9 protein-coding genes are annotated in these 12,134 nt (G+C 76.9%); 6 read left to right on the top strand and 3 right to left on the bottom strand.

Translation table 11 applies throughout. The annotated features are described in order from the left end of the window. Positions 1-338: 338 nt before the first annotated feature. Both AB0O91_RS17725 and yaaA read left to right on the top strand, forming a co-directional pair. Positions 339-788 carry a DUF3995 domain-containing protein gene (locus AB0O91_RS17725; protein ID WP_363433560.1) on the top strand — a complete coding sequence of 150 codons (450 nt, stop codon included), beginning with the start codon at positions 339-341 and terminating at the stop codon, positions 786-788. A gap of 10 nt (positions 789-798) precedes the next feature. Then, complete coding sequence (gene yaaA, locus AB0O91_RS17720) at positions 799-1,584, top strand: peroxide stress protein YaaA (protein ID WP_363433557.1); 786 nt, start codon at positions 799-801, stop codon at positions 1,582-1,584. 43 nt (positions 1,585-1,627) lie between these two features. On the opposite strand, the gene AB0O91_RS17715 is transcribed toward yaaA, so the two are convergent. The 3 genes from AB0O91_RS17715 to AB0O91_RS17705 are packed head-to-tail and all read right to left on the bottom strand — an operon-like array spanning position 1,628 to position 4,402. Beyond that, positions 1,628-2,794: a bifunctional RNase H/acid phosphatase gene (locus AB0O91_RS17715; RefSeq protein ID WP_363433554.1), complete on the bottom strand. Its 1,167-nt coding sequence runs from the start codon at positions 2,792-2,794 to the stop codon at positions 1,628-1,630. 4 nt (positions 2,795-2,798) lie between these two features. Continuing rightward, the gene (locus tag AB0O91_RS17710; RefSeq protein ID WP_363433551.1) at positions 2,799-3,542 is read right to left on the bottom strand and encodes a C4-type zinc ribbon domain-containing protein; all 744 of its coding nucleotides are present in this window, start codon (positions 3,540-3,542) and stop codon (positions 2,799-2,801) included. Between the two features lie 23 nt (positions 3,543-3,565). Beyond that, on the bottom strand, positions 3,566-4,402 hold the full coding sequence (locus tag AB0O91_RS17705) for a Nif3-like dinuclear metal center hexameric protein (protein WP_363433548.1): 837 nt from the start codon (positions 4,400-4,402) through the stop codon (positions 3,566-3,568). Positions 4,403-4,931: 529 nt separating this feature from the next. On the opposite strand from AB0O91_RS17705, the gene lanL reads away from it, so the two are divergent. The 4 genes from lanL to AB0O91_RS17685 all read left to right on the top strand — a co-directional run bounded on the left by lanL (position 4,932) and on the right by AB0O91_RS17685 (position 11,956). Then, a complete protein-coding gene (lanL, locus tag AB0O91_RS17700; protein WP_363433546.1) occupies positions 4,932-7,895 on the top strand; it encodes a class IV lanthionine synthetase LanL in 2,964 nt (987 codons plus the stop codon). Beyond that, a complete protein-coding gene (locus tag AB0O91_RS17695; RefSeq protein WP_363433543.1) occupies positions 7,892-9,883 on the top strand; it encodes an alpha/beta fold hydrolase in 1,992 nt (663 codons plus the stop codon). The genes lanL and AB0O91_RS17695 overlap by 4 nt, the downstream gene beginning before the upstream one ends. 146 nt (positions 9,884-10,029) lie before the next feature. Further along, the gene (locus tag AB0O91_RS17690) at positions 10,030-10,173 is read left to right on the top strand and encodes a VenA family class IV lanthipeptide (RefSeq protein WP_157882160.1); all 144 of its coding nucleotides are present in this window, start codon (positions 10,030-10,032) and stop codon (positions 10,171-10,173) included. A 115-nt stretch (positions 10,174-10,288) separates the two neighbouring features. Continuing rightward, positions 10,289-11,956, top strand: a complete 1,668-nt coding sequence (locus AB0O91_RS17685) for an ABC transporter ATP-binding protein (protein ID WP_363433540.1) — start codon at positions 10,289-10,291, stop codon at positions 11,954-11,956. Positions 11,957-12,134: the final 178 nt, after the last annotated feature.

The following is a 12,134-nucleotide window of genomic DNA, read 5'->3' as shown; positions in this document are numbered from 1 at the left end:
GGCAGTCTGAAAATCACCCGTCACGCCCCTCTCCGCACCCACCCCCTCCACCGCCCCCTCCCGCAGCGCGTCCCTCTCGCCTGGTCGGGTGGGGGGGTGGGTGGGGGAGGTGGGGGTGGGTTGCTAGGGGTGGGTGGGTTGCTGGGGGTGGGTGGGTGCGGGTTTGGGGGGGGTGGGTGCGGGTTTGGGGGGGTGGGTGGGTGTGGGGCTTTGGGCGCGCGGGGCGGGGCCCGCGCGCCCGCAGGGGGTGGTGAGGGGGGAGACGGGGTGCGGGTGGGGGGTGGTGTGAGGGCTCGTACGGTGGGGGTGCGGGGGCGTCTCATGGAGGGGTGCGGGTGATGGGTGCGATCAGGGCGGTGGGGGCCGGGGTGTCGGCGGGGCTGGCGGTGACGGCGGGGCTGCACGTGGTGTGGGCGGTGACGCCGTGGCCGTTGCGGACTCCGGAGGAGTTCGCGGAGACCGTGGTGGGGGCGGGCGAGGGGGTGCCGCCCGCGCGGGCCTGTCTGACCGTGGCCGGGCTGCTGGGGACGGCCTCCTACCTGGTGGCGGCGGAGGCCGGGGTGCTGCCGCGGGTCGGGCCGCGGGGGCTGCGGCGGGCCGGGGTGCGGGCGGTGGCCGGGGTGCTGTTGGCGCGCGGGCTGGCCGGGCCGGTGGTGTTCGGGCGGCTGAGCGAGCGTTCGGAGCGGTTCCGGCGGCTGAACGTCCGGTACTACTCGCCCCTGTGCGTGGCGTTGGGGGCCGGAGCGGCCGCAGTAGGGTGGCGGGGTCCGTCCGCCACAGATTGTTGAGGAGTCCGCTGTGCTGGTGCTGTTGCCGCCCTCGGAGGGCAAGGCCGCGTCCGGGGACGGCGAGCCGGTCGCGCTCGACCGGCTGTCGCTGCCGGGGCTGACGGCGGCGCGCGGCGCGGTGCTGGACGCGCTGGTCAGCCTCTGCCGGGGGGACCAGGACACGGCCGCCGAGGTGCTGGGGCTCACGCCCGGGCTGCGCGGCGAGATCGCCAAGAACGCGGGCCTGCCGGAGGCGGGGGCCCGGCCGGCCGGTGAGGTGTACACCGGCGTGCTGTTCGACAACCTCGGGCTGGCCACCCTGGACGCCGCCGCGTGCGGGCGCGCCGAGCGCTCGCTGCTGGTGTTCTCCGGTCTGTGGGGTGCGGTGCGGGTGTCCGACCGCATCCCGTCCTACCGCTGCTCGATGGGCGTGAAGCTCCCGGGGCTGGGGGCGCTCGGCGCGTACTGGCGGAGCGCGACGGCCGCCGTGCTCCCCGAGGTGGCGGACGGGCTGGTGCTGGACCTGCGCAGTTCCGCCTACGCGGCGGCCTGGAAGCCGGCCGGTGAGGTGGCCTCCCGGACCGCGACGGTCCGGGTGCTCCAGGAGCGGGACGGCCGGCGCACGGTGGTCAGCCACTTCAACAAGGCGACCAAGGGCCGGCTGGTGCGGGACCTGCTGGTCGCCGGGGCCGAGCCGAAGACGCCCGGCGAGCTGATGGACGCGCTGCGGGAGCTGGGCCACCGGGTCGAACTGGCGGCGGAGGGCACGGCGCGCAAGCCGTGGCAACTGGACGTGGTGGTCACCGAGGTGCACTGACCTCCCGGTGGGGAGGGTCAGTGCAGGTACCCGGCGCAGGTCCTCAGCGCAGGTGTGAGGTGTCGTTGAGCAGCCGCAGCGAGGCGTTGCCGTCCGCGTAGTACTGGACGGCGCAGATCGAGGCGGCGGACAGCTCCATCCGGTACATCGAGTCCGGCGGGGCGCCCAGGGCGAGCCGGACCAGCGTCTTGATCGGGCTGACGTGCGAGACCACCAGCACCGTCTTCCCGGCGTACCGGGCGAGGATCTTGTCCCGGGCGACGCCGGCCCGGTGGGTGAGGGTGGTGAAGCTCTCGGTGCTGCCGGTCGGCTTGGCCTTCGCGGAGCCGAGCCAGGCCGCGAGGTCCTCCGGGTGGCGCTCGTGCACCTCGGCGAAGGTGAGGCCCTCCCAGGCGCCGAAGTCGACCTCGCGCAGCCCGTCCTCGTAGCGGACCTCCAGGCCGAGCCGGGCGGCGACGATCTCGGCGGTCTGCCGGGTGCGCCGCATCGGGGAGGCGACCACGGCCTGGACGCTGCCGCGCGCGGCGAGCGCCTCGGCGGCCCGCTCGGCCTGCCAGCGGCCCCGGTCGGACAGCTCCGGGTCGCTGCCGCCGCTGCCGGAGAAGCGCTTCTCCGGGGTGAGCGGGGTCTCGCCGTGGCGCAGCAGGACGAAGGTGGTCGGGGTGCCGAGGTCGGCGGGGGCGGCCCAGCCGGCCTTGGGGGCGGGGGGCTTCGGCAGCTCCTCGGCCGCGACGGCCTGACCACCCGTTCCGGTGGTCGTACCGGCTCCGGCTGGCTTGCGGGGCTCCCACTGGCGCCCGTCCCGGCCCGCGTCCATCGCCTCGTTGGCCAGCTTGTCGGCGTCCTTGTTCTGCGCGCGCGGGATCCAGGTGTAGGTGACCCGGCCGCGCGGGAGGACCTCGCGCGCCTCGGCGGCGAGCGGCTGCATGTCCGGGTGCTTGATCTTCCAGCGCCCGGACATCTGCTCGACGACCAGCTTGGAGTCCATCCGGACGTCCACCGAGGCGTCCGGGTCGAGCGCGCGGGCTGCCTTGAGACCGGCGATCAGGCCCTTGTACTCGGCCACGTTGTTGGTGGCGTGGCCGATGAACTCGGCGGCTTCCGCGAGGAGCTGCCCGGTGTCGCCGTCCCGGACCACCGCGCCGTAGCCGGCCGGCCCCGGGTTGCCCCGGGACCCGCCGTCCGCCTCGACGATGAAGCGCGCCGGCACCTGATCAGACGCCCGAGTCGGCGGTGCGGACCAGGATCCGCGAGCAGTTCTCGCAGCGGACCACCTTGTCGGCCGGCTCGGCCTTGATGGCGTTCAGCTCGGTGATCGAGAACTCGGTGCGGCAGCCCTCGCAACGGCGCTGGTAGAGCCGGGCCGCGCCGACGCCGCCCTGGGTCTCGCGCAGCTTCGCGTACACCTTCAGCAGGTCGGCCGGGATGACGGCGGCGACGGTCTCGCGGTCGCGCTTGACCTTGTCGGCCTCGCCGTCGATCTCGGCGAAGGCGGCGTCCCGGCGGCCCTCGGCCTCGGTGAGGACGATGGTGGAGTGCTCCAGGCGGGCGCTCAGCTCCTCGACCCGGGTCTTGGCGCTCTCCTGGCGCTCCATGATCTCCAGCACGACCTCCTCGAGGTCGCCCTGGCGCTTGGCCAGCGAGCCGATCTCGTGCTGGAGGTTCTCCAGGTCCTTCGGCGAGGTGATCGCGCCGGAGTCCAGGCGCTGCTGGTTGCGGGCCGCACGGGCCCGGACCTGCTCGACGTCCTGCTCGGCCTTGGTCAGCTCGCGGGCGGTGTCGCCCTTCTGGGCCTCGGCGGCGACGACGAGGTCCTTGAGCGCGGTGTGGTCGGCGGTGGCCTTCTCGATCTCGGCGTGCTCGGGCAGACCCCGGCGCCGGTGGGCCAGCTGGTCGAGCTTCGAGTCGATGGCCTGGAGGTCGAGCAGGCGGATCTGGTCGGCGGGCGCGGCGTTCAAGGGGAAAGCTCCTGTGAATCGGGTCAGGCGGTGAAGGACATGGGGGCGTGCGCGGTCCACGGGTCGGTGACCCGGTGGGAGACCTTGGTCTCCACGGCCCAGCCGTGCTGGTCGGCGGCGGCCCGCAGGGCGCGCTCGGCCAGGCCGAGCCAGGGCCACTCGGTGGCCCAGTGGGCGGCGTCGACCAGCGCGACCGGCGCGGCCTCGGTGGCCTCGGAGGCCGGGTGGTGTCGCAGGTCGGCGGTCACGTAGGCGTCCACGCCGGCCGCCCGTACATCGGCGAAGAAGCTGTCGCCCGAGCCGCCGCACACCGCCACCCGGCCGATCAGGCGGTCCGGGTCGCCGGAGACGCGCACGCCGGCCGCGGTCGCGGGCAGGCCCGCGGCGACCTGCGCGGCGAAGGCCGACAGCGTCAGCGGGGGCTCCAGCAGGCCGATCCGGCCGGTGCCGCGGCGGCCCAGCGGGTCGGTCGGGTCCGGCACCAGCGGGCCGGTGACCCGGAGGCCGACCGCCTCGGCCAGCGCGTCCGAGACGCCGGGGTCGGCGTGGTCGGCGTTGGTGTGGGCGACGTGCAGCGCGATGCCGTGGGTGATCAGCGTGTGCACCACCCGGCCCTTGAAGGTGGTCGCGGCGACGCTGGTGGTGCCGCGCAGGTAGAGGGGGTGGTGGGTGACCACGAGGTCGGCGCCCCACTCCACGGCCTCGTCGACGACCGCCTGGACGGGGTCGACGGCGAACAGCACGCGACCGACCTCGGCCCCGGGGTCTCCGCAGACCAGGCCGACGGCGTCCCAGGACTCCGCCCACTGCGGGGGGTAGACCTCTTCGAGCGCGGTGATGACGTCGGACAGTTTCGGCACCTGTCGAGACTACCGTGCGCGCGGGGGCGGTCGGGCCTCGGCCGATCGGGGGACGGTGCCGGGCGGGACCGCGGACGGGGGTGCTGGTGCCGTACGGATGCGCGTCAACCTGCGGCCGGGGCGCCCGGAGCCCGGTCCGGGGCGCCCGTTCGGAGCCCGCGCGCGCCGTACGCGCCAGCACGCCGGGCGCCCGTTACTCACAGCAGTGTTCTCGTACGAATTCGAAACCGCCCCCTGATCACCCTTACGAGTGAAGTGACCGGCTCTGCGTTGAGCCTGCGGTTTTCTCGAAACTAACTTCAGTCCTGCGAACGGGAGTTGCCCCGGCAGTAGCCCCGACCGGGGCCGGGAGGGCGCGCTCCGCCGGCGCGGGCCGAGGCCCGCCGGACGGAAGCCGGACCGGGGCCCGCCGGGCGTACGCCCCGGAGGGGTTCGCAACCGAGGACACCGATCAGGCCGGGCCGTACGCCCGGGTGCCGAGCAGTGGCACCCGTGGCGCGGCGGCCGCGACGAAGGGATGTGGCGACGGATGAGGGCGGGCACATCGCTGCGTACGGCCGGGGGCCGGGGATCGGCGGGCCACGGGCCGGATGCGGCCGGTGCGTGGCCGGAGACGACGCGGGCGGCCCTGGCCGACGCCGGGGGCCGGGGAGGCGACGGCGACTGGGAGGTCGCCGTCGGGGGCTTCTGGTGCACGGCCCGGCCGTCCGCGTCCTCGCCCGTTCCCCTGCCGGAGCAGGGGTGGAAGCTGCACGTCAGCGCGGCCTCGGCGGTCGGCGGGGAGGTGCTCGCGGCAGCGGTCCGGGTGCTCGCCGCGGACCCGTGCGGTTTCAAGTTCGCCGCTTCGGAGGAACGCCTGCGCGAGCTCAACTCCCGCAACAGCGACCGTGGTTCGGCGGGCAAGTTCATCACCGTCTACCCGGCGGACGACGCGCAGTTCCAGCGATTGGCGGCCGAGCTGGACCGGGCCACGGCCGGACTGCCCGGCCCGGTCGTCCTGTCCGACCGCCCGTACCGCCCGGGCAGCCGGGTGCACTACCGCTACGGCGCGTTCGCGGCGCGGGCCGAACTCGGCAACGACGGGGAGTACCGCTCGGTGCTGCGCGGGCCCGGCGGGGAACGGGCCGAGGACGTGCGCGGCGGCTCGTACCGGGCGCCGGGGTGGGTGCGGGACCCGTTCGCCGCGCCCGGCGCCCGCCGCGCCGCCGGTGGCGGTGGCGGTGGCGGGGTGCTGCTGGCCGGGCGCTACGCGGTGACCGCCGCCGTCCGGCACGGCGCCAAGGGCGGCGTGTTCCTCGGGCGGGAGGCGGCGAGCGGGGCCGAGGTCGTGGTCAAGCAGGCCCGCGCCCACATCGAGGTCGACCGCGCCGGGACGGACGCCCGGGACGCGCTGCGGCACGAGGCCGCCCTGCTCGCCCGGCTGGACGGGCAGGGGCTGGTGCCGCGCGCCGTCGAACTGATCGAGCAGGACGACTCCGTCTTCCTGGTGCAGGAACGAATCGCCGGACAGCCGCTGGGCGCCTGGGTCGCCGCCCGGCTGCGGCGCGACGGCAGCCCGGACGTCGACTGGGCGCAGGCCGAACCGGTGGTGCACGGGCTGCTCGACCTGGTCGAGCGGGTGCACCGGCAGGGACTCGTACTGCGCGACCTCTCCCCCGGCAATGTGATGGTCCGGCCGGACGGCAGCCTGCGGCTCGTCGACCTCGAACTCGCCGCCGAAGCCGGCCGGCGGGCCGGAACGGCCGGCACCCCCGGCTACCGCGCCCCCGAACAGGGCCGGCTCACCCTCGCGGGCTCCGCCGTCGCCGACCCGGCCGCCGACCTGTACGCCCTCGGCGGGCTGCTCTTCCTGCTCGCCACCGGGCACGACCCGCTGCTGCCGGAGGACCTGCCGCAGGCCCGCCCGGTCGCCGAGCGGCTCGGCCGCTGGCTCGACCTCGCGGCCCGCTCCGGCGCGACGGCGCGGCGGCTGGCACCGGCGGTGCTGGGGCTGCGGGCGGAGGCGCCGGAGCTGCGGTGGGGGGTGGCGCGGGTCCGGGCGGCGCTGGGTGGTCGGGGTGGCGGGGGTCGTCTGGGCGGCGAGGGTGAGGCGGGGGCCGAGGTCGGGGGCCGCCCCCGCGGGCGCGCCGACGGGCCGGCCCTCGACCGCCTGCTGGACGACGGCCTGCGGCACCTCGCCGCCGTGGCGACGCCCGAGCGGTCCGACCGGCTGTGGCCCGTGGTGCCCGCCGGGGAGCGGACGGACCCGTGCAACGTGCAGCACGGCGCCGCGGGCGTGCTCGCCGTACTGGCGCGGGCCGTGGCGGCGGACGGCCTGCCGGCCGGGGTGCGGGCGGAGGCGGCCCGGACCGCCCGGACCGCCGCGACGTGGATCGAGCGGCGGATCGCCGCCGAACCGGTGCTGCTGCCCGGGCTGCACTTCGGGCGGTCGGGGACGGCCTGGGCGCTGCTGGACGCTGCCCGGGCACTGGGCGACGCCGAGGCGGCCGGTCGGGCCGCCACACTCGCCCGCCGCATCCCCGTCGAATGGCCCAACCCCGACGTCTGCCACGGCACGGCGGGCGCGGGCTTCACCCAACTCCGCTTCGCCCAGGATGACTTCACCGGTGGCGAGGTCGCCGGTGCTGGGTTCGGTGAGCGGGCCGACCGCTGTGCCCGCGCCCTGCTCGCCGCCGCACGACCCGAGCCGTACGGGACGGTCTGGCCGGTACCGGCGGACTTCGACTCGGCGCTCGCCGGGGCCACCCACCTCGGCTTCGCGCACGGCGTGGCGGGCGTCGGCGCGTTCCTGCTCGCCGCCGCCGGGGCGACCGCCGACCGCGCCCTCCGGCAGGCCTGCACCGCGGCCGCGCTCGACGCCGGGCGGACCCTCGGAGCGACCGTACGGTGGGGCGATCCCGGTTCCAACCCTTCCCGCCCCGACGGCTCCGCCGCTTCCGACCACAGCACCGTGCCCGACGGCAGCACCGCCTGGTGGCCGCAGAGTGCGGCCGACCCCGCGCACATCCGGCTCCCGCACTGGTGCAGCGGCTCCTCCGGCGCGGGCAGCTTCCTGCTCCGGCTGTGGCGGGCCACCGGTGACACCGCCGCGCTCGCCCTCGCCCGCGCCGCCGGCCGGGCCGTGCTGGCCGGCCGCTGGCACAGCGGGGTCAGCGCCTGCCACGGCCTGGCCGGGGACGGCGAGTACCTGCTGGACCTCGCCGAGGCCACGGAGGATCAGGAATTCCGCATCGGCGCAGAGGAGTTGGGTCGACTGATCACCACCCGCGCGGCCCTGCGGGACGGCCTGCTGGTCCTCCCCGACGAGACCGGCACGGGCTGCGCCGCCGCCTACGGCACCGGCACCGCGGGGCCGCTGGCCTTCCTGCTCAGGCTCCGGCACGGCGGCCCCCGGCTCTGGCTCCCGCCCGTCGCCCCCGTCGGCCCGGTCTCCCCCGCCGCTCCCGCCGGCCCCGAACTCCCGCACCCCGGCTGCGGGGTGGACCGGACGTGAACACGGCCACCCGCACCACCACCCGGGCCCTGCGCCGGCTGAGCTTCTCCTTCTCCGCCGACGGCAGCCACGCGGCCTGCCTGGCCGCGGCCGCCGACAGCGGCTGGTACGTGGAGAGTTGGCGGCTGCCCCCGGACGGCTCGCCCGCCGCGCCGGTCGCACTGCCGCTGCCCGGAAACCGCTCGGAACACCTGCGCTCCCAGCTGGTCGCGCTGCCCGACGGCTCGGTGCTGGTCTGCCGGCACGACGGCGAGCGGCACGACCTGGTCCGCCTCTCGACCGGTGGAAACGGCACCGTGGAGCAGGAGTTGGCCACGCTGCGGATGCCCGGACTGCGCCTGCTGCCGCTCCCCGTCCCGCCCGGCGCGGGCCCGCACGCCCCGGTGGCGATCGCCCTCGGCGCGGACACCCGGCCTGCGACCACCGCATGGCTGGTCCGCGCGGACGGCGGCGAGCCCGTACCGGTCGCCGAGATCCCCGGCCTGCACGGCGGCGGTACCTGGCTGGACCGCAGCGGCACACTGCTCGCCCTGGACCGGGTGGGCGGCGGACTGGTCCGCAGCGTGGTGCTGGACCTGCGCAGCGGCACCACCACCCCGCTGCTGGAGATCGGCGAGCACAGCAACGACCGGCTGGTGCTCTTCGACCCGGACAGCCGGTTCGCGATGGTGCGCAGCGACGCGCCCGGCACCGACCGGCTCGGCTGGGGCGTGCTGGGCGGCGGGGAGCCGCTGCGGTTCCCGGAATGCCTGCACGTCGCGGGCATGTTCCTGCGGCCGGTCGCACTGCGGCAGGCGGCGGACGGCCCGCGGGTCGCGGTGCAGATCGACCACGGCGCCGGCTCGGCGCTCGCCCTGTGGCGGCCCGCGGCCGGGCGGCTGGACCCGCTGCCGGTCCCGCCCGGGCGGCTCGGCGCGGTCGGGCACTGGGGCGGGGCGGGGCTGCGGATTCCGTACTCCTCACCCGACCACCCGGCGGCACTGGCCACCCTGGACGTGGACGCCCTGCTCGCGCACGGCCCGGCCCCGGCCGGCACCGCCCCGATGCCACTGCCGCTCCAACTCGCGCCGCTGGGCTCGGGGTTGCCCGGGCCGTGGCGGGACACCGTACTGCCCTGGCAGCCCGGCGGCCCGCGCACTCCCCGCACCCCGCCGCCCGGCTGGCGCCTGGACGGCAGCACCCCGGCCGGCGACGGCGGCCGCTGGCAGCCCGCACAGAGCCTCGAACTCGCCGGCCCGGCCGGCCCGTTGGAGGCGGTGGTGTACGGCGGGGACGCCTGGCTGAGCAGCCCGCACCTGGTGCTGGCCCTGCACGGCGGGCCGGCCGACGCCTGGCGGCTGGAGTTCGACCCGGCGCTCCAGCGGATGGCCGCCGAGGGCCTGGCGGTGGTCGCACCCAACCAGCGCGGCTCCACCGGCTACGGGGTGCCGCACGCCCTGGCCATCCGGGGCGCCTGGGGCGGCCCCGACCTGGACGACGTGCTGTACCTGCTGGACGGCATCGCCGGCCAACGGGCCGCCCTCGGCCTGGAACCACCCGCACTGTTCGGGGTGAGCTACGGCGCGTTCCTGGCGCTGCTGGCGGCCGCGCACGCGCCGGCCGAGCAGGTCGCCCGCTGCGCGGTGGTCGCACCGTTCCTGTCCGGCGCCCGCCTGCTGGCCGAAGCGGCGCCCCCCGTCAGGGCGTTGACCACCCGCCTGGGCGGCGGCGATCCGGTCACGGACGCCCGCGGGCCGCGCGACGTGCTCCAGCTGGCGCACCGGCTGAGCGCGCCGCTGCTGGTGGTGCACGGCAACCGGGACGAGGTCGTCCCGGTCAGCCAATCCCGCTCGCTGCGGCACGAGTTGCTGCGCATCGGACGGGTCGAGGGCGCGGACTTCCGGTACGTGGAGGCGGCCGGGTCCGGGCACGAGGTGCTGGCCGAGGAGGGCGCCGCCGTGCTGCACGAGCTGCTGGCCGCGTTCCTGCGGACCGGCCGGCCGGGCTGATCCGGCCCCACCCCCATGGACTCCCGGGCCCGTCGAGGCCCGGGGCACCACCCCGGCGCGGCGGATGGAGGCCGCGCCCGGGGCACAACACCCGACGCCCGCAGGCAGATCGCGGCGGGCGCACCCTCAAGGGGAGGACCCACATCATGGAGAACATGGTCGACTTCGAGACCGACCTCGCGGCGCTGCAGGACCTGCCGGAGACCGAGTCCGTCGAGCTGACCGGCCACGGCAGCGGCTGCCAGTACACCTGTCTCATCCTGACCTGTCTGATCTTCACCAACAGCTGATCGGACGCCGGTCCCCGGTGTGCCGTCCCCGCCTGTCCGGACAGGCGGGGACGGCACCCGTCCGCCGGCCGTCGTCTGCCCGTCGTCTGCCGAACCCGCCTACGGGAGGACCGACATGCCCCGCCGCCCGAGCGGCTGGCCCCTCGCGCTCGGCCTCGCCCTGCCGATCGGGGCCGCCACCACCCTCGCCCTGCCCGCCGCACTCGCCGGCGCCGTCGACGCCGCCCTCGGCCACCGCTCCGCCGGCCCCGGTCCGTCCGGCGCCTACCTGCTGCTCGCCGCCGTCCTGGGCACGGCGGCCGCCGCCGACGCCACCGTCGCGGTGGCCGGACCGGCCTGCTCGGCCGGGGCCACCGCCGCCTTGCGCGGACGCCTGGTCCGCCACCTGCTCGCCCTCGGGCCGGGCGGCCGACTGCACGGCGGACCACCGCCCGGCGACCTCGCCGCCCGGCTGCTCGGCTCGGCCGGCGACGCGGGCGGCCGGCTCCCGGCCGTCCTCGGCGCCGCCACCGCGCTGCTCACCTCGATCGGCGCGATCCTCGGACTCGCGGTGCTGTCCCCCTGGCTGGCTCTGGCCTTCTTCGCGGGCGTGGTCCCCGGCGTACTGCTGATCCGGCTCTTCCTGCGGCAGGCCGGACCGGTGTTCGCCCGCTACCAGGAGGTGCAGGCCGAACTCGCCGACCGGCTCAGCGGCGCCCTCACCGGGCTGGCCGCCATCCGCGCGGCGCACGCCGAACAGCGCGAGGCCGCACGGGTGTTGGCGCCGCTCCCGGAACTCTCCGCGGCCGGGCACGCGCTCTGGGCCGCCCAGCGGCGCACCGCCTGGCAGGCGACCCTGCTGATCGCCCTGGTCGAGGTCGCGGTGCTCGGCACCGCCGGGGCGCTGCTCGCGGACGGCTCCCTCGCCCCCGGTGCGCTCGCCGCGGCGGCGGGGTGGGCGGCGCTCGGCGCGGGACTGTTCGAGCAGGTCGAGTCGCTGGTCGGGGTCGCGCACGCCCGCGCCGGACAGGACCGGGTGGACGAGCTCCTGGCCCTCGCCCCGGCCCCGACGGGCACGGCGGCGCTGCCGGCGGGCGGGCCCGGGGAGGTCGTCCTGCGCGGCGTGCTGGTGCGCGACGGCGACCGGGTCCTGCTCGGCCCGCTCGACCTCACCGTCCCCGGCGGCCGGACGGTCGCCCTGGTCGGCCGCTCCGGCTCCGGGAAGTCCCTGCTCGCCGCCCTGCCGGGGCGGCTGCGCGACCCCGACGAGGGCACCGTGCTGATCGACGGCGTCCCGGTGACCGACCTGTCCCCCGACGGACTGCGGCAGGCGGTCGGCTACGCCTTCGCCCGGCCCGCCCTGGTCGGCCGCACCGTCCGCGAGGCGCTGGCGGGCGCCGGCCCGGCCGAGACGGCGGCCGCCCACGCGGACGGCTTCCTCGCCGGACTGCCCCGCGGCTGGGACACCCCGCTCGACGAGCTCCACCCCTCCGGCGGCGAACTGCAACGCCTCGGCCTCGCCCGACTGCTGGCCCGGCCCGCCCGGGTCGTCGTCCTCGACGACGCCACCTCCGGCCTGGACCTCGCCACCGAGTACCGGGTCACCGAGGCCCTCGACCGCGCCACCCACAGCCGCACCCGCCTGGTGATCGCCCACCGCGCCACCGTCGCCGCCCGCGCCGACCTCGTCGCCTGGCTCGACGCCGGCCGCCTCCGCGCCCTCGCCCCCCACACCACCCTCCTCGCCCACCCCGACTACCGCGCCACCCTCTCCACCACCACCCTCCACGCCGCCACGACATGACCTCCGATCCCAGCAACCCCGCAAGAAGTCGGCCCCGTCGACTTCCCACGCAAGCGCGCAGGCGGAGCAGATACGTTTCAGCGCCCCGCGCGGAAAGTCGGCCCCGTCGACTTCCCACGCTTGCGGGGCTCTGCGGCCAGAACGTCGAATCCACCAACCTCCCACACCCCAGAGGCAA

The sequence above is a fragment of the Kitasatospora sp. NPDC089797 genome, assembly GCF_040684795.1.
Lineage (GTDB): Bacteria > Actinomycetota > Actinomycetes > Streptomycetales > Streptomycetaceae > Kitasatospora.
Note: the sequence above shows the minus strand (reverse complement) of the source record. Positions and strands in the feature narration are given on the sequence as shown.

Bases quoted from the DNA above. Each gene is read 5' to 3' on its own strand.
- AB0O91_RS17690 (WP_157882160.1), top strand. From the start codon at position 10,030: ATGGAGAACATGGTCGACTTCGAGACCGACCTCGCGGCGCTGCAGGAC.
- lanL (WP_363433546.1), top strand. From the start codon at position 4,932: ATGAGGGCGGGCACATCGCTGCGTACGGCCGGGGGCCGGGGATCGGCG.
- AB0O91_RS17725 (WP_363433560.1), top strand. From the start codon at position 339: ATGGGTGCGATCAGGGCGGTGGGGGCCGGGGTGTCGGCGGGGCTGGCG.
- AB0O91_RS17685 (WP_363433540.1), top strand. From the start codon at position 10,289: ATGCCCCGCCGCCCGAGCGGCTGGCCCCTCGCGCTCGGCCTCGCCCTG.